The 20,407-nt window shown below is 73.3% G+C and carries 21 protein-coding genes; 17 read left to right on the forward strand and 4 right to left on the reverse strand.

What is annotated here, in order from left to right; genetic code table 11:
• Nucleotides 1-113 precede the first annotated feature (113 nt).
• On the reverse strand, nt 114-1,325 hold the full coding sequence (locus F6W97_RS22595) for a cytochrome P450 (protein ID WP_155372409.1): 1,212 nt from the start codon (nt 1,323-1,325) through the stop codon (nt 114-116).
• Between the two features lie 383 nt (nt 1,326-1,708).
• Between F6W97_RS22595 and F6W97_RS22600 the strand changes: the two genes are divergently transcribed.
• Genes F6W97_RS22600 through F6W97_RS22660 form a run of 13 tightly spaced genes read left to right on the forward strand, consistent with a single transcriptional unit; the run spans nt 1,709 to nt 12,744 of the window.
• A complete protein-coding gene (locus tag F6W97_RS22600; protein WP_155372410.1) occupies nt 1,709-2,302 on the forward strand; it encodes a hypothetical protein in 594 nt (197 codons plus the stop codon).
• Nucleotides 2,296-3,246: a hypothetical protein gene (locus F6W97_RS22610; protein WP_196279269.1), complete on the forward strand. Its 951-nt coding sequence runs from the start codon at nt 2,296-2,298 to the stop codon at nt 3,244-3,246. Before F6W97_RS22600 ends, F6W97_RS22610 begins: the two co-directional genes overlap by 7 nt.
• Nucleotides 3,247-3,292: 46 nt before the next feature.
• On the forward strand, nt 3,293-3,961 hold the full coding sequence (locus F6W97_RS22615; protein ID WP_155372413.1) for an SAF domain-containing protein: 669 nt from the start codon (nt 3,293-3,295) through the stop codon (nt 3,959-3,961).
• A 10-nt stretch (nt 3,962-3,971) separates the two neighbouring features.
• Complete coding sequence (locus F6W97_RS22620) at nt 3,972-4,769, forward strand: ParA family protein (RefSeq protein WP_155372414.1); 798 nt, start codon at nt 3,972-3,974, stop codon at nt 4,767-4,769.
• Nucleotides 4,766-6,268, forward strand: a complete 1,503-nt coding sequence (locus tag F6W97_RS22625) for a CpaF family protein (RefSeq protein WP_155372415.1) — start codon at nt 4,766-4,768, stop codon at nt 6,266-6,268. Before F6W97_RS22620 ends, F6W97_RS22625 begins: the two co-directional genes overlap by 4 nt.
• The gene (locus F6W97_RS22630; RefSeq protein WP_155372416.1) at nt 6,265-7,167 is read left to right on the forward strand and encodes a type II secretion system F family protein; all 903 of its coding nucleotides are present in this window, start codon (nt 6,265-6,267) and stop codon (nt 7,165-7,167) included. Before F6W97_RS22625 ends, F6W97_RS22630 begins: the two co-directional genes overlap by 4 nt.
• Complete coding sequence (locus F6W97_RS22635) at nt 7,164-8,045, forward strand: type II secretion system F family protein (protein WP_407924598.1); 882 nt, start codon at nt 7,164-7,166, stop codon at nt 8,043-8,045. The genes F6W97_RS22630 and F6W97_RS22635 overlap by 4 nt, the downstream gene beginning before the upstream one ends.
• 14 nt (nt 8,046-8,059) lie before the next feature.
• Complete coding sequence (locus tag F6W97_RS40205; protein ID WP_196279270.1) at nt 8,060-8,275, forward strand: hypothetical protein; 216 nt, start codon at nt 8,060-8,062, stop codon at nt 8,273-8,275.
• Nucleotides 8,272-8,697 carry a TadE family protein gene (locus F6W97_RS22640; RefSeq protein WP_196279271.1) on the forward strand — a complete coding sequence of 142 codons (426 nt, stop codon included), beginning with the start codon at nt 8,272-8,274 and terminating at the stop codon, nt 8,695-8,697. Before F6W97_RS40205 ends, F6W97_RS22640 begins: the two co-directional genes overlap by 4 nt.
• Nucleotides 8,694-9,128: a TadE family protein gene (locus F6W97_RS22645; RefSeq protein ID WP_155372418.1), complete on the forward strand. Its 435-nt coding sequence runs from the start codon at nt 8,694-8,696 to the stop codon at nt 9,126-9,128. The genes F6W97_RS22640 and F6W97_RS22645 overlap by 4 nt, the downstream gene beginning before the upstream one ends.
• Nucleotides 9,125-9,535, forward strand: coding sequence for a hypothetical protein (locus F6W97_RS22650; RefSeq protein WP_155372419.1), 411 nt, complete (start codon nt 9,125-9,127; stop codon nt 9,533-9,535). Before F6W97_RS22645 ends, F6W97_RS22650 begins: the two co-directional genes overlap by 4 nt.
• Before the next feature lie 41 nt (nt 9,536-9,576).
• Complete coding sequence (locus F6W97_RS22655) at nt 9,577-11,760, forward strand: LysM peptidoglycan-binding domain-containing protein (RefSeq protein ID WP_155372420.1); 2,184 nt, start codon at nt 9,577-9,579, stop codon at nt 11,758-11,760.
• 42 nt (nt 11,761-11,802) lie between these two features.
• Nucleotides 11,803-12,744: a S41 family peptidase gene (locus tag F6W97_RS22660; protein ID WP_155372421.1), complete on the forward strand. Its 942-nt coding sequence runs from the start codon at nt 11,803-11,805 to the stop codon at nt 12,742-12,744.
• A gap of 69 nt (nt 12,745-12,813) precedes the next feature.
• On the opposite strand, the gene F6W97_RS22665 is transcribed toward F6W97_RS22660, so the two are convergent.
• Nucleotides 12,814-13,239, reverse strand: coding sequence for an NUDIX domain-containing protein (locus F6W97_RS22665; protein ID WP_155372422.1), 426 nt, complete (start codon nt 13,237-13,239; stop codon nt 12,814-12,816).
• A gap of 138 nt (nt 13,240-13,377) precedes the next feature.
• Between F6W97_RS22665 and F6W97_RS22670 the strand changes: the two genes are divergently transcribed.
• Entirely contained in the window at nt 13,378-14,139 is a 762-nt protein-coding gene (locus F6W97_RS22670) for a putative protein N(5)-glutamine methyltransferase (protein WP_155372423.1), read from the forward strand.
• 147 nt (nt 14,140-14,286) lie between these two features.
• On the opposite strand, the gene F6W97_RS22675 is transcribed toward F6W97_RS22670, so the two are convergent.
• A complete protein-coding gene (locus F6W97_RS22675) occupies nt 14,287-14,778 on the reverse strand; it encodes an SRPBCC family protein (RefSeq protein ID WP_155372424.1) in 492 nt (163 codons plus the stop codon).
• Nucleotides 14,779-15,049: 271 nt separating this feature from the next.
• On the opposite strand from F6W97_RS22675, the gene F6W97_RS22680 reads away from it, so the two are divergent.
• The 3 genes from F6W97_RS22680 (at nt 15,050) to F6W97_RS22690 (ending at nt 17,089) form a co-directional block, all read left to right on the forward strand.
• On the forward strand, nt 15,050-15,352 hold the full coding sequence (locus F6W97_RS22680) for a DUF6412 domain-containing protein (RefSeq protein WP_230686882.1): 303 nt from the start codon (nt 15,050-15,052) through the stop codon (nt 15,350-15,352).
• 100 nt (nt 15,353-15,452) lie between these two features.
• Nucleotides 15,453-16,190: a YidC/Oxa1 family membrane protein insertase gene (locus tag F6W97_RS22685; protein ID WP_155372425.1), complete on the forward strand. Its 738-nt coding sequence runs from the start codon at nt 15,453-15,455 to the stop codon at nt 16,188-16,190.
• 53 nt (nt 16,191-16,243) lie between these two features.
• Nucleotides 16,244-17,089 (forward strand): AbfB domain-containing protein, encoded by an 846-nt coding sequence (locus tag F6W97_RS22690; RefSeq protein WP_155372426.1) that lies wholly within the window; start codon nt 16,244-16,246, stop codon nt 17,087-17,089.
• A gap of 468 nt (nt 17,090-17,557) precedes the next feature.
• Here F6W97_RS22690 and F6W97_RS22695 read toward each other — a convergent pair whose 3' ends face one another.
• Nucleotides 17,558-20,395 (reverse strand): ATP-binding protein, encoded by a 2,838-nt coding sequence (locus tag F6W97_RS22695; protein WP_196279272.1) that lies wholly within the window; start codon nt 20,393-20,395, stop codon nt 17,558-17,560.
• Between the last annotated feature and the right edge of the window lie 12 nt (nt 20,396-20,407).

Consider the following 20,407-nt stretch of genomic DNA (forward strand, 5'->3'; position numbering starts at 1 on the left):
CGCCTGTGCGTATCTTGAACCTGCTTTAGCCCACCTGCCAGGCAGGTCGAGCGATCGACCGGCCCGTGCCCGGCGGGCCGCGCACGATCGACCGGGCCGGGGGTCGCGGTGGGTCAGGACCAGCGCACGCGCAGGGGCAGCACGCGCGCGCCGGTCATCATGCGCGGGTCGTAGAGCTGCACGCCGTCGTCGACGGCCAGGTCGGCGCAGCGCCGCAGGAGTGCCTGCACGGCGATGCGGCCCTCCAGCCGGGCCAGCGGCGCGCCGATGCAGAAGTGGATGCCGTGGCCGAAGCTCAGGTGCGGGTTCGGCGTACGCGTGACGTCGAAGGCGTCCGGCGCGACGAACTGGGCGGCGTCCCGGTTGGCCGAGGCCACCCACAGCATCAGCACCTTGCCCGCGGGCACCTGCCGCTCCCCGACCGTGGCCGCGGCGGTGGTGAGCCGGGCCAGCCGGGGGAACGGCGAGCGGTAGCGCAGCACCTCCTCCAGCGCGGGCGGGATGCGCTCCGGGTCGGCCCGCAGCGCCGCGGCGGCGGCCGGGTTCGCGTCCAGGCAGAGCACCGTGTTGGTGAGCAGGGTCGTGGTGGTGATGTGCCCGGCGATGAGCAGCACGCCGAGGAAGCCCACGATCTCCTCGTCGGTGAGGTGTTCGCCGTCGACCTCGGCCTCGATGAGGGCGTTGGTGAGGTCGTCGGCGGGGTTCGCGCGCCGCTGCCGGATGTGCGCCAGCAGGTAGTCGATCATGCCGCGCAGCCGGGCGCCGGCCTGCTGCATCGTCTTCTCGTCGGGGATCACGGTGTCCGGCAGCTGCGCGCTGAGCAGCTCGTCGGCCCAGCGCCGGAAGGTGTCACGGTCGCCGGCGGGCACCCCGATGAGTTCGGCGATCACCGTCACCGGCAGCGGGTACGCCAGCGCCTGCACCAGGTCGACGCGCTCGCGCCCGGCGACCTGGTCGAGCAGCTCGTTCGTGATCGTCTCGATGCGCGGGGCCAGCCCGGCGACCACGCGCGGGGTGAACGCCTTGCTGACGATGCGCCGCATCTTGGTGTGCTGGGGCGGGTCCATGCGCACGAAGTTGCCCCGGCTGAACAGCTCGATCTCCTCCTGCGGCGGGACCAGCGCGGTCAGGTCGGAGGAGAACGTCGCCGGATCGGAGAGCACCTTCTCGATGTCGGCGTACCGGAAGACGTGGTATGCCCCGTAGCGCTCGTCCCAGCTGACGGGGTCGCCCTCGCGCCTCCGGGCGAACCAGCCCAGCACGTCGTCCAGCCGCGCGGGCACCTCGGCGAAGCTCGCGCTCTTGTCGACAGTCACCACAACCATCACTCCCGTCGATAACTTTGTCATCTTAGCGGGCGATCAATGACGATTTGCCGGTATCGACGAACCGGTGTGCCACTCGCCCCGCGTCGTCGCATTCATGACGCGGGGCGCTGCGCACACCATTTGTCGCGGTCGATGGATTGCGGGCTGCTGTCAGGAAGATGTCGCGCACGCTCGAGGGTCGTCGAGATCGGAATGATCGTGAGTCGTAAATGGAAGATCTGACGACAAATACTGTCCGTGTGGCTATTCCTCACCCCTTGTTATATCGGCGGAGTTCATCGTACGATCGGCCGTCTGATGCGGGGGGGGATCCGCTGTCACGGCAACAACTTCTGGCAGGTGAAGGACTCAGCGAGGCTCGTCGCGGACGAGGGGGGCGCATGATTCCGTACAGCCGAAGAGGACGGTCGGCCGCCGCCGCGGCCCTGCTGGCCGCTGTCTCTTGTGTGCTGCTCGCCGCGTGCTCGGCCGAGGTGCCGGAGCCCGCGGCGTTGCCGACGCACGCCGCCGAGCGCCCGTCGCCCGGCCCGGTGCTCAGCGACGACCAGCAGCGCACGGTCGACGCCGCCTGGACGGCCTTCCAGAAGCTGAACGGCATCTACCTCACCGCCGGCCAGACCGGCAAATACGACTGGAACAAAGACGCCACCAGGCGGCCGCTGTACAAGTACGCGGGCGGCCGCTACATGGCCCTGTTGGAGCGTGACCTCGGGTTGCTGTCCGCCCAGGGCCTGGTGCGCACCGGAAAACCCACGGTCACGCTGCGCCGGGTCGTCTCGGTCAGCGCCACCTCGATCATCGTGGAGGCCTGCGTGGACGACGCCGGCACGGACACCGTCAACAAGAAGACCCGCAAATCCGTCGCGGCTCCCGGGCAGAACAAGCGCTACCCGGTGACCCTGCGCGCCGGTCTCTACCCCGACAGCGCGTGGCGCTGGGTGGACTCGCACACCGACCGGGCGGCGTCGTGCTGACCCGGACCCGCGTGCTGGCCACGCTCGCCACCACCGCGCTCACGCTCGCGCTGACCCTGGTCGTGACGCAGAGCCCGGCACACGCCGACTACATCTACTGCCCGCCGAACAACGGCCCCTGCATCCTCATCGTCACCGGTGGCGGCGGCGGGGGAGGCGGCGGCGGCGGGGGAGGCGGCGGCGGTGGTGGCGACGGCATCGACTGCGAGCACGAGGACTTCGTCGACCCCATCCCCTGCCACGACCTGAGCATGGGCTGGTTCAACCACACCGACAGCTGCTACTACAACCGCCTGGAACTGACCGACGACGACCCGCTGTGGGGCGGCAACGACCCGGACGACGGCTTCATGTACGCGGTCTGGTGCTGGGGCGGGCTGTCGGCCGGCTGGCAGCAGGGCAGCACGGAATACCTGACCGACCCGCCGCCGGGATACGGGGCGATGCCCTCGCCGATGGCGCTGGCCGTGCGGGCGATCCGGCAGATGCCCATCGCCAAGCCGGTCATCACCATGGCGCCTGACACCGGCCCCGGCAGTGCGGGACTGGTCGGCCTGCCGGTCTGGATGTGGACCCCGCTGCGGAACTCGGCGGGCGACTACACCTGGGGCTCGTTCACCCGGACAGCGTCGGTGCCGGGCCTGAGCGTCACCGCCACCGGGACGGCCGTGGAGATCCGCTGGAACATGGGCGACGGCAAGACCGTCACCTGCCGGTCGATCGGCACGCCGTACACCCCCGCGCAGGGCGACAAGCCCTCCCCGACCTGCGGACACCGCTACACCGAGCCCTCCCGCGACAAGCCGGGCGGTAGGTACCACATCGTGGCCACCACCGTCTGGCACGTCGAGTGGGCGGGCGGCGGCCAGTCCGGCGAGATCGACATCGAGCGGTGGTCCGCGGCCGACGTTCGGATCGACGAGATGCAGGTCGTGAACTCATGAGCCGGCCGCCGGCCGGCCGGAGCGTCGAGAAACGAGGCAAGGCGGCATGAGCGTCAACACCAGTGCGCCGGCGCGGGCGCTGCCCGCGGCGCCGATCCAGGTGCCCCGCACCGCACCCCGGCGGCGGTCGGTGGCCCAGGGCGCGCTCGCCGTGCTCCTGATCATCGTGGGCGCGCTGACCGCGGGATACGTCGCGCAGCGCGTCGGCGGCACGCACGACTACCTCGCGGTCGCCCGGCCGGTCGGCAAGGGCGGCCTGATCAGCCGCGAGGACCTGCTGGTCGTACGGGTCAACCAGGCGGTGGGCCTGCGCCCGATCCCCGCCGCGAACGCCGCGAAGGTGATCGGCAAGCGCGCCGTCATGGCGCTGGTCCCGGGCACCCTGCTGACCCTGGACCAGGTCACCGAGACACCCGTGCCGGCACCCGGCCACCAGCTGATCGGCATCGCCCTCGGCGAGGACCGCATGCCCTCGGCGTCCCGGCTGTCGGTGGGGTCGCAGGTGCTGCTGGTGGTGGTGCCCGAGCGCGGCGGCAAGGACGAGGGCCCGGACCTGGTCCCGCCGCGCACCGTCACCGCCACGATCGTCCAGCTGGCCGCGGGCACCAGATCCGGCCAATGGGTGATCAACGTGGAGGTGGCCACGGTGGACGCGCCGTCGGTGGCCGCGCTCGCCGCCGACGACCGCATCGTGCTCGCCCTCGACGGATCGTGAGCGGTCGCCGATGACTCTGATCGCGATCGTCTCCGCCAAGGGCTCGCCGGGCGCCTCCACCGCCGGGCTGGCGTTCACGCTGACCTGGCCCGCGCCGGTGCTGCTGGCCGAGTGCGACCCGGCCGGCGGCGACCTGCTGGCCGGCTACCTGGCCCGCTACGAGCTGCCCGCCAACCGCGGGGTGCTGCCGCTGGCGTCCGCGGCTCTGCGCGGCACGGCCGAGCAGGAACTCGCCGGCAACCTGATCGACCTGGACGCACCCCGCCAGCAGCGGATGGCGCTGCCGGGGCTGACCGAGCCGGGGCAGAGCGCCACCCTGAACATGGCGTGGACGAGCCTCGGCGAGTTCTTCGCCCGGATGACGGCGCAAATGGTGATCGCCGACTGCGGGCGGCTGTCCGCAGCCCACCCGCCGTGGGGGCTGCTGGCGCGGGCTGACCTGGTGCTGCTGGCGCTGCGGCCGCACTCGCTGCGTACGGTGTCGCCGGCGGTGTCGGCGGTCACCGCGATGCGCCGCCAGCTGCCGGCCGGTTTCGTGGAGAACAACCTCGGCCTGCTGCTGATCGGCGGCGGGATTGCGGGGCGGGAGGTGTCGCGGCACCTGGGCGTGCCCGTGGCGGCGTCGTTGCCCTGGGACCCGCCGACGGCCGGGGCGCTGTGCGGGGACGGCCGCGGCCGCCGCCGGGCCGCGCTGATGCGCAAGTCCGCCGCCGCATACGAGAACATCACCGCGCTGATCGCGTCGCGCCGCATGGACAGCGCACTGTCGCGCCGCGACACCGAGCCGCTGCTGCCGGTGCTGCCGTGACGGCCCCGCGGTTCATCCCGATCCCGCCGGAGCCGGCGGCCGTGCCCCGGGTCAACGGGCACGCCCGGGGTTCCTACCCGGCCCAGCCGCCCGGCGCGCACGCCGCGCCGCCGACGCCGGTGGACTACGCGGTGGTGCGCCAGCTGCAGGGCCGGGTCACCGAGACGCTGACCCGCCTGCTGGCCGACTCGGCGAACGTGACCGCGGCGTACCGGCGGGAGACGGCGTCGCGGATCGGCCGCGAGATCATCGCGGACTACGTGGTCGCGATGGCGCACGCCGGGCAGCCGGTGAGCCCGTCGTACGAGCAGGCGCTGCTCGACGCGGTGGTGGCCGGCATGTTCGGGGCCGGGCGGCTGCAACGGCTGCTGGACGACCCGAAGATCACCAACGTGCACATCATCGGCTGCGACCAGGTGCTGCTGCACCACGCCGACGGCAGCCGCAGCCGGGGCGAGCCGGTCGCCGACACCGACGACGAGCTCATCGGCATGCTGCAGGTGCTGGCGATGCGGGTGGCGGCCACCGAGCGCCAGCTGTCGGAGTCCAACCCCGAGCTGGACATGCAGCTGCCCGACGGCTCCCGGATGACGGTGCTGTACAAGGTGTCGCCGCGGCCGATCGTGTACATCCGCAAGCACAGCCTGTTCACGGCGACGCTGGAGGAGCTGCGCGACCGCTGGGGCATGATCGACCTGCTGCTGTACCGGTTCCTGATCAAGGCGCTGGAGTCCGGCGCCAACATCATGATCGCGGGGCTGGCCGCGTCCGGCAAGACCACGCTGCTGCGCGCGCTGGGCCGCACCATCCCGTCCGGCGAGCCGTACATCACCCTGGAGGAGTCGCGCGAGTTGGGCCTGCACGAGTCCATCCAGCCGTCGGACGAGAACTGGGTGATCAGCCTCGAAGCCCTGCAGGGCCACGGTGAGTACGACAACAACGGCAAGCGGCGCGGTGAGAAGACGCTGCACGACATGATGCCGATCACCCAGCGGCTCGGGGTACGGCGGGTCATCGTCGGCGAGACCCGCGGCCGCGAGATCGTGCCGATGCTGCGCGCGATGACGGTCAGCCGCGGCGCGATGTGCACCATCCACGCCCGCCAGGCGCGCGAGGTGATGGACTCGATCGTCCAGCTGGCCTGCTCGTACGGCAACGACATCGGGGCCGAGCAGGCGCTGCGCATGGCGGCACAGGGCATCGACCTGATCGTGTACACCGCGGTGGTCGACGAGCGCGCCATCGGCGGCGGCGAGCACCGCTTCGTCTCGCACGTCATCGAGGTCGGCGGCATGCGCGAGGACCGCGTGGTCACCACGACGGTGTTCGGGCCGGGCCAGGACGGCCGGGCGGTGCCGCGGCACCTGCCCGAGCGCATCCGCGACGACCTGATGGACGTCGGCTACGACCCGCGCGAGCTGGTGCCCTACATCGAGGCCGGGCCGCACAACCGGGGCTCCTGGACCAGGGAACTGCACGTCAAGCGGGTGCGCCAATGATCCAGATTCTCGCGGCACTGTCCGTGCTCACGGCCGGCTCCGGCATCGTGCTGGCGGTCATGTTCCTGGTCGGCACGACCCGCCCGCCCGGCCCGGCGTCGCCGACCCGGCTGTGGCTGCGCGGGTTCTGGCGAGGGCCGGGGCGCACCGCGGCCCAGCGGCGTACCCACCAGGGGGTGCTGATCTTCGCGGTGTGCGCGGGCGCGGCGGCCTGGCTGGTCACCGGCTGGCCGGTGGGCGGGGTGATCGTCGCGCTGGCGGTGCCGGGGGTGCCCTGGCTGTTCGCCGCGGCCACCGCGGAGAAGAAGGCGCTGGCCCGGCTGTCGGCGCTGGAGGCGTGGACCCGGCGGGTCAGCGACTACGTGCGCAACGGCATCGGGTTGCAGGCCGCCATCGTGGCCACCGCCCGCACCGCGCCGCCGCTGCTGGCGACCGAGGTGCGCACGCTGGCCGCCCGGTTGCAGGCGGGCACCGACCTGGCCGGTGCGCTGCGCGCGTTCGCCGACGAACTCGACGACCCCAGCTGCGACGAGGTCGTGGCCCCGCTCATCCTGCAGTCCGCGGACGGCGGCGAGGGCCTGCACCTGGCGCTGCTCGACATCGCGAACGGCCTGGCCGAGGAGATCGTGGCGCGGGCCACGGTGGACAGCGAGCGCTCGTCGGCGCGGTTCACCGTGCGCTTCCTGACCGGGGTGACCGTGGTGATGGTGGGCTTCGGCGCGCTGAATCCCGGCTATGCCGCGCCGTACCGCACCGGCCTGGGCCAGCTGATCCTCGCCCTGCTGGCGTGCCTGTACGTGGCCCTGATGATGTGGATCCGCGGGCTGTCGCTGCCCGAGCGGCTGCCGCGGCTGCTGCGCTCGGAGGCCGGTGCGGCACGGGTGGAGGTGAATCCGTGATCGGCGGGAACCTGTGGCTGGCCCTGGGTGTGGCGGGCGGCGCGGTCGCCGGGTTCGGGCTGTACCTGCTGGTCATGCAGTTCGTGCCGGCCACGCCGGCGCTCGGGCCGGCGCTGCGGCGGCTGCACCCCGGCGTGGACCCGCACTACGCGGCGCCGACCGAGGTCCCCATCGTCGACGGCGACTGGCTGTCGCGGCTGCGCCTGCCGGCTGCCGACCTGGCGATCCTGGACCGCACGCCCGAGCGGCACGTGACCGGGGTGGCGCTGTCCGGCCTGCTGGGCCTGGTGCTGCCGGTGGTGGTGACGGTGGTGCTGGTCGTGACGGGCCGCTCGGTGCCGGTGGTCGTGCCGGTGGCGCTGACGCTGGGGCTGGCGCTGGGCATGGGCGCGCTGGCGCACTACGACATGCTCAACAAGGCCAAGGCGGCGCGGGCCGAGTTCGTCCGGGCGCTGTGCACCTACTCGACGCTGACCGCGCACCAGGTGCGCTCCGGGCACGGCGCGGTCGAGGCGATGGAGCGCTCGGCGCGCATCTGCGACGGCTGGCCGTACGTGCGGCTGCGGACCGCGCTGCTGAGCGCGCAGTTGCAGATGCGCGCGCCGTGGGACGAGCTGAAGGGGCTGGCGACGGCCATCGGGGTGGTCGAGCTGACCAGTTTCGCCGACATCATGCGCAGCGCCGGCAACGACGGCGCGCAGGTGTACCAGACGCTGCGCGCCCAGTCGGCGTCGTTGCGCGACCAGATCCGGGTCCGTGCCCTGGAGGTGGCCAAGACGCGCACCTCCAAGCTGGACATCCCATCCACGATGATGATCATGATCTTGCTGGTCCTGGTCGGATATCCGCTGATGGTGAGCCTGTTCAACCAAGGATGAGGAGTAGCAACGACATGTTCGCAACCATTTGCTCCGCGGTCGAGATCCGGCTGCGCGCGCTGATGTCTCCGGTAGTGCGCGACCGGGGCGAAGGCCCCGTCCCGCACATCGTGCTGGTCGCCATCATGGCGCTGGCCGCGGTCGCCATCGCCACGGCGGTGTGGGGCATCGCCGAAGGCTGGATGGACCAGGTCCCGACCGACGCCCCGGACGGCCCGGCGGCCCCGTGATCTCGCGCCAGCTCCGTGACCGGCTCCGGCGACGGAGCCGGTCACGGGCGCGCCCGGACCGCGGCGGCGGCGCCGTCGAGTTCGCCATCATCGCCGCCCCGCTGCTGCTGGTGTCCATGATGGTGCTGCAGACGGGGTTCTACTTCTACGCCCGCTCGATCGCGCTGGCCGCGGCGACCCAGGGCGCCAACGCGGGCCGCCAGCACGGCAGCAACGACACCTCGGCCAGGGCCAACGCCGAGGACTTCCTGCGCCGCATCGGCCCGGGTCTGCAGAGCCCTGTGGTCACCGTACGGCGCGACACCGCCAACACCGAGGTCACCGTGGTCGTCACCGGGCGGGCGGTCAGCCTGCTCCCGTTCATGAACCCGTTCGAGATCTCGCAGCAGGCACACGGGCCGGTCGAGAGGTGGGTGCCGTGAGCACGCGCGCGCGCCGCCGGGACCGCGGCTCGGCCGCCGTCGAGCTGGCCATCCTCGTGCCGTCGGTGCTGCTGTTCTTCGCCGCCGTGATCGTCGCCGGCCGGTACAGCCTGGCCCGGCAGGCCGGGGAGGCCGCCGCGTACGACGCCGCGCGCACCGCGAGCCTGGCCCGCACCGAGGCCGCCGCCCGCACCGAGGCGCGTACCGCCGCCCTTGACTCCTACCGCGCCGCGGGCCTGACCTGCGACCCGCTGGAGGCGGAGGTCGACGCCTCCGAGTTCCAGCGCCCGGTCGGCACGCCCGCCACGGTCACCGTGCTGGTCCGCTGCGAGCTCCAGTTCGCCGACATCTCGATGCCGGGCGTGCCGGGCAGCTTCCGCATCGAGTCGTCGTTCACCAGCCCGCTCGACACCTACCGGAGCCGCACATGAGCAGGTTCCGCGGCGACGGCGGCAAGGCGACCGTGTTCGTGGTCATCATGGCGCAGGCCTGGGTCTTCATGTTCGGCATGGTCGTCGTCGGCGGCGGGCGGCTGCGGGCCTACCAGCGCGCCGACAACGTCGCCGCCGAAGCCGCGCGCAGCGCCGGGCAGGCCATCGACCCAGCCCAGGCGATCCAGGGCGACGCCAAAGTCATCGACCCGGCGCTGGCGACCGCCGCCGCACAGGCCTATCTGGACCGCGTCGGCGCCACCGGCACGGTCACCGTCGCACCCGACGGCGAATCGGTCACCGTGCGCGCCACCATCACCTACCGCAACCCCTCCGGCCTCGCCTTCCTCGGCGGGGCCACCTGGCGCGCCACCGGCGAGGCCACCGCGACACTCCTCATCGGATAGACCTGCTCGCCGGTCGAGCAGCCACACGAAAGGGCGAGACCATGGCACCAGTCCGGCGTAACCGGCCCCACTGGACGCTGCGCCTGCTCGCCGGCCTGGCAGCGCTGTCCGGCATCGTGGCGATCGTCGCGGGCGTCCCCGTGCTGCTGCTGGAGCTCGCGGGCAACCCGCTGCCCCGGCACGTGCCCTCGCTCGACGAGCTGACCGCGGCGCTGACCTCACCCGACAACGGCGACCTGTTCCTGCGCGTGCTGACGCTGGCCGGCTGGGTCGCCTGGGCCACCTTCACCATCAGCATCCTGGTGGAGATCGGGGCGCGGATCAGCGGCCGCCGGGCCGCCCGGCTGCCCGGTCTGGGCCTGCAGCAACGGGTCGCCGCCGCCCTGGTGGGCGCGCTCATCGCGGTGTTCGCCGGGGCGAGCGTGGCGACCGCGGCGCTGCCGAGCCTGCCCACGGCCGGTTCCGCCCGGGTGATGGTGGCCGTCCAGGCCGCTCCGTACGGCGGGACGCCCATGGCCGCGCAGACGCTGACCCGGGCCGCGCCCGCCCTGGCGTACGCCGCCCCCGCGCTGCCCCAGGCCGCGCCCGCCGCCCTCGCGCCGCCCCACACGGCACCCACCGCCCTCGCGCCCGCGGCAGCGGCAGCGATGGAGCTGCACCAGGCCCCGCCACCCCGCCAGCGCGTCGAGCGCCCCGTGTACGTCGTCAAGAAGGGCGACTACCTCGGCTGCATCGCGCAGCGGTTCACCGGCGACTTCGACCGCTACCAGCAGCTCGCGGCGCTGAACCCGCAGCTGATCCGCAACCCGAACCACATCGAGCCCGGCTGGCGGATCGTGCTGCCCGCCGACGCGCACGACCGCGGCCCGATCCGCCACGCGACCGGGAAGCTGACCCTGCCCGCCGTCGAGACACCCGCCCCGCAGCAGCCCACGACCCCGCAGCAGCCGACCACGCCGCCGCCTCCGGCCACCCCGGCCCCGGCGAGCCCGTCCGCATCGGCGAGCCCGCCCCCGGCGTCGCCCGCGCCGTCCAAGGCCGCGACGCCCTCGGCGGCGGCCCCGTCCGCCTCCGTGGTGCCCGCCCCGGCCACCCGGCCGAGCGTCGTGCCGATGGACGAGACCGACCCCGGCACCGGCAAGACCAAGGTGCTCGCCGCCGGCGCCGGGCTGGCGCTGGCCGGGGTGCTGGCCGGTCACGTCGTGGTGCGCCGCCGCATCCGCCGCATGCACCGGATGCGCGTCGGCCGCCGCCGCGGCGTCGGCGGGGTGCGCAGCCCGCTGGGCTACCGGTCGCGGGAGGTGCCGCCCCGCCACCGCGCCACCGAGCGCCTCGATGCCGGGCTGCGCCAGCTCACCGCCGGGCTGCGCGGCCGCGCGCCGTGGGAGATGCCGGACATCGCCGCCGCCTGGGAACACGGCGGCGACCTGGCGATCATCCTCGCCGCCCCGTGCGCGGACCCGCCGGAGCCGTTCGACGTGCAGTGGCCCAACACCTGGTCGCTGTCGTCGTCGTCCTGGCTGCCCGACCGTGTCGACACCCCGTCGCTGCTGCCCGGCCTGCTCAAGATCGGCACCTGGCCGCAGGGCGGCGAGCTGTTCGTCGACGGCGAGCGTACCGGCCTGCTGACCCTGCTCGGCGACCCGCAGCGCTGCGACGACCTGCTGCGCTACCTCGTCGCCGAGGCCGCCACGGCCAGCTGGGCCGACGGCGCGGCAGTCACCGTCGCCGGGCTGAGCAGCGCGGACATGCGCGCACTCGGCGCGCTCAGCGACCGGGTGCGGACCAGCTCGTCGGTCAGCGACGCCCTGTCCCGGGTCGGCCGCCGGGCCGCGGCCAACGCCGCCGTGCTGCACGACTCGCAGACCGCTGACATGCCCACCGCCCGCATCAACAACGTCACCGGCGACGCCTGGGGCATCCAGCTGCTGTTCGTCGCCGACCCGTGGGGTGAGCACACCGAGCAGCTGCGCGACCTGGACGCGCTGCTGGCCGACCTGGGCCGGGTCGGCGTCGCGGTGATCGCCACCCACCCGACCGGCACCCGCTGGTCGGCGAGCATCTCCGCCGACGGCGGAGTGCACATGTCCTGGCTCGCCGTCACCGACATCACCGCCTGCGAGCTGACCAGCGCCCGCCTGGCCGCGCACGTGGCCGGGCTCGCGCAGGTGGCCCGGGTGCCGGTGCAGTCGACCCCCAGTGGGCCGCGCCACCGGCTGCGGTGACACCGTGGCGACCGGGGCGGCCCGGTCGCTACGGTGTCGGCCATGCCGAAGATTCTGGTCGAGCGTGCCATGGAACTCATGTGCGCCAACTACGTGTTCCCCGAGCGTGCCGTCCCGGCCGCCGCCGACGTGCGCCGCCGCCTGACCGAGGGGGAGTACGACGGCATGGGCGAGGCGGCGCTCGCCGACGCGCTCACCCTGCGGCTGGCCGAGCACTGCGCCGACAAGCATCTGCGGGTACGCGTCCGCGACGCGCGCCTGCACACCACCGTCGACCCCGCCGAAGCCGATGCGGTGTACCGGGAGCACCTGCGGGTCACCAACCACGGCATCGCCCGGGTGGAGCGGCTCGACGGCAACGTCGGCTGCCTCGACCTGCGCGGAATCACGGCTGCCGGCCTGGGCGGCAGGGCGATCACCGCCGCGATGGAACTGATCTCGCAGACCGACGCGCTGATCATCGACCTGCGCCGCAACCGGGGCGGCTCGCCCGACGGCGCGATCTTCTGGACCAGCTACTTCTTCCCCGACGGGGAGACCCACCTCAACAGCATCGAGTCCGGCGCGGGCAGCTCGCTCCGCCAGTACTGGAGCCTCGCCTACCTGCCCGGCGAGCGCTACCTCGACCGCCCCGTCTACGTGCTCACCAGCAGCGACACCTTCTCCGCCGGCGAGGAGGTCTCCTACAACCTCCAGTCCCAGGGCCGCGCCACCCTCATCGGCGAGACCACCCGTGGCGGCGCACACCCCACCGACCGTTTCCCGATCACCCCCACCCTGGAGATCACCGTCCCGGTGGCCCGCTCCATCAACCCGATCACCGGCACCAACTGGGAAGGCGTCGGCGTCGTACCGGACATCACCGTCCCGGCCGCCGAGGCCTTCCCTGCGGCCTACCGCCTCGCGCTGGAGCACGTGCTGGCATCCTCGCCGTCTCTGCCGGTCCGCGACGAGGCCCGCGAAGCACTGACCGCACTCGACTGACCCGCTTCCAAGCGTTGATCATGAACTTATGGCACGGGTCGGCGGCGTGTCCTGTGCACAACTTCATGATCAACGCTTGGGTGGGAGCAGGTGCCCTCGGTAGGAAGGCGAGGCCAGGAAGTCGGTCAGGGCGGGGCGGGCGTAGCCGGCCAGGTCGAGGCTCAGGATCCGGGCCGGGAGCACGAAGACCATGGCCCGGCCCTCGCCGAGGACCACGTCCGCCTGACGGGCGGTGGTGCGGCCGTGGAAGAGGTAGCCGTACAGCGGGCTTTCCGGCATCGGGCCCTCCCGGAACAGGGCCAGCTCGGCCACGCGCAGGCCGGTCTCCTCGTACAGCTCGCGGTGCGCGACCTCCAGCGGCTGCTCGCCGGGCTCAGCCACGCCGGCCGGGAAGGCCCACTGGTTCGGGAACGTCGGCGCGTGCTCGTCGCGCTCCTGCAACAGCAGCGCCCCGTCGGCGTCGACCAGCAGCACCCCGGCCACGAACTTCCGCATGGCCGTGGATCCTAACCACGAACAGGGTCGCCGTGGTCCCGCCTATACGCCCGGATCGTCAGCGCTCACGCCGTCTCCACCTCTCCGGGCCGCTCACGGACCATCGGCGTAGCGTGTGCGCGGGTGGGGGAGGTGTGGATGCGGGCAGAGGTGATCCGGACGCTGCGGGCGGCGGGCTGCGTGTTCGCCGAGGACGAGGCCGATCTGCTGATCTCGACGGCGGCCGGTCCGGACGAGCTGGACGAGATGGTCGCGCGCCGGGTCGCCGGGCTGCCGCTGGAGCACATCGTCGGCTTCGCCGAGTTCTGCGGTCGGCGCATCGCCGTGGAACCGGGCGTGTTCGTGCCGCGGCGGCGTACCGAGCTGCTGGTCGAGGAGGCCGCGCGGCTGCTCCGGCCAGGGGCCGTGGTGCTGGACCTGTGCTGCGGGTCGGGCGCGGCAGCGACCGTGCTGGCGGGGTATGGCGACTACGAGGTGCACGCCGCTGACATCGAGCCCGCCGCGGTGAGCTGCGCCCGGCGCAACCTGGAACCGCTCGGCGGCCACGTGTACGAGGGCGACCTGTACGAGCCCCTGCCGGACTCCCTGCGCGGCCGCGTGGACGTGCTCGTGGTGAACGTGCCGTACGTGCCGACGGACGCGATCGCGCTGATGCCGCCGGAGGCGCGGCTGCATGAGCCCACGGTGGCCCTGGACGGCGGACCCGACGGGCTGGACATCGCCCGCCGGGTACTGCGCGGCTCGGGAGACTGGCTCGCTCCGCAGAGCATGCTCCTGCTGGAAACCAGTGACGAGCAGGCGGACGCGGCAAGCGCCCTGTTCGTCGCCGAGGGGCTGAGCCCCCTCCTGTCCCGCTGTGACGACCGTGGCGCGGTCGTGGTCGTCGGCGAGCGGGCCTGACCGTTTCCCACGACTCACCAAGCGTCCGCACAGGTATCGCGTTCCCGCTTGGCCGACACCGAAGCGCTGCCATGCCGACGTCAGAGATCGTCGCCGCTGCCCGTGCGGACACCCGGATGCGTGACGGCGTGGCGGAGACCGGCCTGATCAGCCCTTCTCGTCACGGACATCTCGTCCCTGCTCGGCAAATGCCTTGAAGTCCTGCATGTGCTGTTGCGACTGCTTGCGGAAGGCGCCAGGCATCAGTAATCCCACCAGCCGCATCAGCAAGCCGCTGAACCGGTACTCGTTCTCGCTCTGCCAGAGCGTCGTCCCGGGTCCCGCTTCGGTCAGCCGTTCGCGGGCGGCGTTCCACATGCCGTCGGCGACGATCTCACGTTCGTACCGAACGACGCTTCCCTCCGGTATCCCGTGCAGATCCACCGGTTCGCGGCGGGTGATGGTCTCGGTGGCCTCGATCTTCTGGTCGCCCATCTGCATGACGACTCGCGAGATGGTGCCGACCTGCCCGTGCGTCCCGCTGACCGGCTCGTGCAGCACCAGGCCTCGCAGCCACTTGGGCAGCTGGGCCGGGTCTGCCAGCAACTGGGCCACCCTCTCCAGCGGCAGGGCGATCTCCACCGAGACGGTGTACTTCATAGCGGAACGCTCCAGGGTTTCGAGTGAACGAGGGCACGTTAGCAGCGCCTCCGGCCCTGGTCAGTGGCCGGCAGGTACGGCAGCGCCCTGAACCAGGCCGTGTGGAGTCCGCCTCCACGCGCTTTCTGCCGCGGCGACCTCTGGCGAGATCCACGAGACACGGCCCCACGGGCCTACAGACGACACAGCCGCCTGTCGCGCGAGTGATGCAGATTTGTGGAAGCGCTCACCGGTGGACTCAAGTCTTGCGCGGCACAGGTACCGTTGCCGCGTGCCGTTCGCCGCTGCCTCCAGCTGGGCCTTGACCCTGTGGGTGGCCGTGCTGTGCACCGGCGCGGCAGCCGATCAGCCGAGCCTCGGCAGCGTGCTCGCCGGTGCGGCGGCCCTGCTGCTCGTCACCGCCCTGGCCGTCGCCGCGGCTCACGCCGTCGGCCGCCGCCCCTCCGCCCGGACCGCCCTCGACCTCGCGCTGCGCGAGCTGTCCAAGCGCACGGGCGTGCTGCGCCAGCGTGATCCCGACGCGGCGGGCCGCCCCCGCCCCCGAGCACCCGGACTCATCCCTCTGGCCTGCTGACCCGGCGTATCCGGGCGCGGGCCACACGGTCCCCGTCCATGCCCGCCGGTCGATCTGACGTCCCGGCCGGGCAGCCGTACCCGCAGAGGGGTTCTCTTCCATGTTCGATTCGCTGTTCCATGCTGCCCACACCGCTGTCATCCACCTGTCCACCGTGCTCGCCCCGGTCGGCGGCGCGGCCGCGGCCGTCGTCGCCGTCACCATGCTGGTCCGGCTGCTGCTGCACCCGCTGACCCGGGCCGCCGTACGCGGCGAGCGGGCCCGCGCCGCGCTCGCCCCGCAGCTGGCCGCCCTGCGCAAGAAGCACGGCAAGGACACCGCGGCCCTCGCCCAGGCCATGACCGACCTGCACCGCGAGGCGGGCGTGTCGCCGCTGGCCGGCTTCCTGCCGATGCTGCTCCAGATCCCGGTCTTCATCCTGCTGTACCAGCTGTTCGCCTACTCCACGGTCGCCGGGCAGGCGAACACCCTGCTGGACAGCACGCTGTTCGGGGTGCCGCTGAGCGCGCACCTGCTGGTCCCGGCGGCCGCGTGGCTGCCGCATCTGGCCGTGTTCGGCGCGGTGGTGGCGGTGCTGACGGCGCTGGCGTGGGCCTCGTCACAGCGGGCGGTCCGGCTGGCGGCGTTGCAGGAGACGCCGCCGACGGGCCTGCTGGCGACGCTGCCGCGGGTGCTGCCGTACGCCATCCTGATCAGTGCCGTGGTGTTGCCGCTGGCAGCGGTGCTCTACCTGGCCACGTCGACGGCGTGGACGGTCGCCGAGAACGCGTTGCTGCGTCGCGGCTATCCGGCCCGCGCCGCGGCCGTGACTCCGGCGAGCGGCGCGGCTACCGCGTGACGTCAGTCGGACAGCCGATCGCGATCACCGGGGCCGCTCGGTAGCGTCCTGGCGTGACCAAGCATCGGCTGAACGAGGACGACGCGACCACGATCCTGCCCAAGTTGAGCCTGCCGGCGACCGTCGAGGAGCTGGCGGCGCAGGAGCGGGAGCCGGCGGCCAGGCGGTCCCGGCGGCCGGTCGTGATCGTCGCCGCGGTCACGGCCGTGCTCACCACCGCGGCGACCGGCTGGGCCCTGACCCAACCCGCGGACCAGCCGGTATCGCCGCCGGCCGCGCTGCCGACCGCGGGGTCGCGCGGCTACGTCGACGGGTTCGGCGCGGTCAGCGAGTCGGCGCAGCCGCCGTCGCGGTCGCTGCCGCGCGGCCCGGGAGCAGGGCCGTCGGCACGGCCGTCGGCGGCGGGCTCGTCCTCCGGCGCGCCCACGTCGCCCGGCCAGTCGCTGGCCCCGTCGGCGCTGGTCGCGGGCAGCCAGCGTTCGCTGCGCGCGGCCGACCGCCCGGACCGGTTCGTCCGGCAGAGCAGCGGCCTGGCCTCGCTCGTCAGCGTCACCTTGGAAAGCCCTGGCGGGGTGCGGCAGGCGGCCACGTTCACGGTCGTGGCGGGGCTGGCCGACAAGAACTGCTTCTCCTTCGTCGGCGTCGACGGCGGCTACCTGCGGCACCGCGACTGGCGGATCCGGCACGAGCAGAGCAACGGCTCGCAGCTGTTCCGGGAGGACGCGACGTTCTGCGTGCGGGCGGGCACGGTGCCGGGGGCCGTGTACCTGGAGTCGTACAACTACCGCGGCTACTACGTCCACCTGCGCGGCGACGAGCTGTGGATCGACCGGTGGCGGGACCGGGACGCCGTCTTCGACCGCGAGTGTGCCTTCGCGGTCAGCGCACCCTGGGGCTGACCTGCAATTTGCATGGTCGGCGGCCATCCGTAGGTATTCACGGTTACTTGCGTATGGGTACCTAGCGCTCTACGGATTGTCGCCTCGCGCGCACTCCGCGATCGTTGTACGCATGGGTGGACCACCTGGGAACCGCCGAGCGACTCCCCAGCGGCACGTGACTTCGTCTCCGTGCCGCTGGGTGGATTCGCACCCCCGTCGGGGGTTCCCGAACGGTTTTTCGGTAACGGCCGGTCACCGCCGGTCGGAACCAGTGCGCTCGCTGAGCGGTGTGGCAGGGAGATGCGTCGTCATCCAGAGCTGACGGCGTACGACCCTGAGGTGAGGGAGCGGCCGATCGTCGCTCCCTCACCACCAGCACGAACAACAGGCTCGATCCACCGTCGTAGGTCTGTGCCAGGGCCGCCGACGGGGCCTGGGGAGGAGGTGGCCTCCGGTGCCGGCAACGGTTCCGGAGGCCGCTCACATTCACCCGGGCAGGTCCAGTTCCACCCCGGCCAGCTCGGCTCGGGAGTGGACGCCCAGTTTGTGCAGCGAGCGGGCCACGTGCTGTTCGACCGTACGCGGGGACAGGAACAGCATCTGGGCGATCTCGCGGTTGGTGCGCCCCTGCGCGGCCAGCTGGGCCACCTCGCGCTCCCGTGGGGTGAGGCCGCCGCCGTAGCCCGGCCGCCCGCCCCGTGCCACCACCCCGTGCTCGCGCAGCGTGTGCTGGCAGCGGGCGGCGTCCCAGCCCGCGCCCAGTGCCGTGAACGCGGTTCCCGCCGCGGCCAGCAGGGCCAGCGCGTCGGTGTCGCCCGGTCGCAGGGCCAGCTCGCTGCGGGCGCGTCCCTCGTCGGCCTGCGCCGTCTCGTACGGGCGCGGCTGCGCCGCGAAGGCCTTCGCGGCCCCGGCGAAGTGGGCGACGGCCTCGGCGTGCTGGTCCTCGGCGGCCAGCAGGTGCCCCCGGCACAGTTCCAGCGCCGCCTCGGCCAGCGGCGACTCCAGCCCGCGCATGCCCTCGGCGAACTCCTCGGCCAGGCTGCGGGCCTCACCCGTCAGCCCCGCCTGGCCCAGCGCCTGCACCGCGTACGGAGCCAGTTCGGCGGCCCAGTTCCAGATGCCCTTGGCCCGTACCCGCGCCACGGCACGGCGGCTCTCGGCGACGGCCTCGTCGAGCTGCCCCCGGGCTGCCAGCACCCGGATGTACGCCCCGGAAGCCGCGGCCACCACCGGCACGGTGCTCGTGTGCGGCGCGGCGACGCCCGCGGCGGCCAATGAGGACTCGGCGGTGTCCCAGTCGCCGCGCGCCATCGCCACCTGACCGGTCACCAGGTGGCCCTCGACCTCCGTGGTGGGGCCGTCCGGCCCGGTGAACTCGGCGGCCCGGTCGGCCAGGCCCGGCCAGCGGCCCATCGCCCAGTCCAGGCGCAGCATGGTGCAGCGGGCCGTGGTGGAGGTGACCGAGGCGCCGACCTGCTCGGCGAGCGCGGTGGCCTGGCGCAGGAAGTCCTCGGCGGCGCGGTGGCGGCCCAGCAGGATCGTCGCGTCGGCGAGGTTCTGCAGGCCGCGGGCGACCTGCTGGCGTACGGCCAGGTTCGGGCCGCCCTCGGTGGTGAGCCGCTGCGCCGACGTCCAGGCCGCCGGATCGCCGCAGTTCATCAGCAGGGTGGCCCGGTTGGCCAGCACGGCCATCTTGATGGCGGCGTCGTCGCAGGCGGCGGCGGCCTCCTCGGCGCGTTCGAGCCAGCCAAGGTCGTGGCGGAACGAGGAGAAGTGCAGCACCGGCCAGGAGAGCACGGCCATGGCGCGGGCCGCCAGCGCGGGGCGCTCGTGCAGCTCGTCGACGGCCTTCTCGACCTCGGCCGCGCCCTCGACGTACTCGCCGGCCTGGTTCATCAGCACCAGGCCCAGCTTGAGCCGCAGCTCGCCGCGGGCGGCGACGGGCAGCCGGTCGTCGGCGATGATGCGGCGCAGCAGGGCGACGGTCTGGTCCGAGCGGCGGCCGACCTCGGCGGTCTGCGCGAGCCGGATGGTCAGCCGGGTGCGCACGTTGCGGGGCACGGTCTGGTCGGCCAGCACCTCTTCGAGGGTGGCGATCGCGGCCTCGTTGTCGCCGTCGGCGATGTAGCGCTCGGCGGCCTGTTCGGCGTGGCGCATCCAGGCCTTGTGCTGGCCCGAACGGCGGTGGTGGTGGGCCAGCCGGGCCAGTTGCGGGGCCGCGTCGCCGTGGGCCAGCGCGGCCGCGGCCCGGCTGTGCAGCTCGCGCCGCCACGGGCCGGGCATCACCTCGTACACGGCGCGGGCGGCCAGCGGGATGCGGTAGCCGTAGCGACCGTCCTCGGCCTCGGCCAGCACCGCCCCGGTCAGCACCTCGACGAGGGCGTCGCGGCCCTCGCCGGCGTCCATCCCGGACACCTCGGCGAGCAGCTCCTCGCCGACGGGCTCGTCGAGCACGGCGGCGGCCTCGGCGATGCGCCGGCCGGCCGCGGACAGCGCGGCGACGCGGGCGTTGGTCAGCTCGCGCAGCCGGGCAGGTGGCGCGAAGCGGCCGCCGCCGAAGCCGTCGGGGTCCTCGCTGGGCACGCGCAGCTGTTCGAGCACGTCCTCGATGACGCGGGGCACGCCGCCGGTGGCCGCGGTGAGCCGGGCGGTGAAGTCGGCCGGGGGGTCCTGCCGCCGGACCTGGCGCACCAGCTGGCGTACCTGCTCGGCCTGCAGCGGGTGCACGCGTACCGTGGCCGAGCGCATCTGCGGCGCGTACGCGGCCGCGACGCCGAGCGGCAGCCCCGACACGGCCAGCTCCTCGGGCCGGTAGGACAGGACCAGGCAGGCTTCGGGCAGCGGCGCGGACAGCAGCAGCGACAGCAGGTCACGCGAGTCGGGGTCGATCCACTGCAGATCCTCGACGACCAGCGTGACCCGGCCCAGGGAGCCCAGCAGCGCGCGTACGGCGCGCAGCATCCGGTGGCGATCCTCGGCGGGGTCGGCCAGGCCCGGCAGGTCCGGCGGCATCCGGTCGGCCAGTTCGGGCAGCAGCGGGCGCAGCGCACCGAGCAGGGGGTTCAACGTGGACGCCGGGGGCAGGTGCGGCTCGGCGCCCAGCAGCAGTCCGGTCGCGGCGGCCAGCGGCAGCGGCGGCCGGATGGGCGGGCAGGCGGCGGCCAGCACCGTCCCCGCGGCCTGCCGGCGCCACTCGTTGATCAGCCTGGTCTTGCCGCTGCCCGCCTCGCCCGCGACGAACAGCACCGCGGGTGGGCCGGCCACGGCGTGGAGGAAGCGTTGCAGAGTCTCGGTGCGCCCGACGAAGGCGCGGTCTGTCTGCACGACCGTATCTTC

This window comes from Catellatospora vulcania, assembly GCF_009720385.1.
Classification (GTDB): Bacteria; Actinomycetota; Actinomycetes; order Mycobacteriales; family Micromonosporaceae; genus Catellatospora; species Catellatospora vulcania.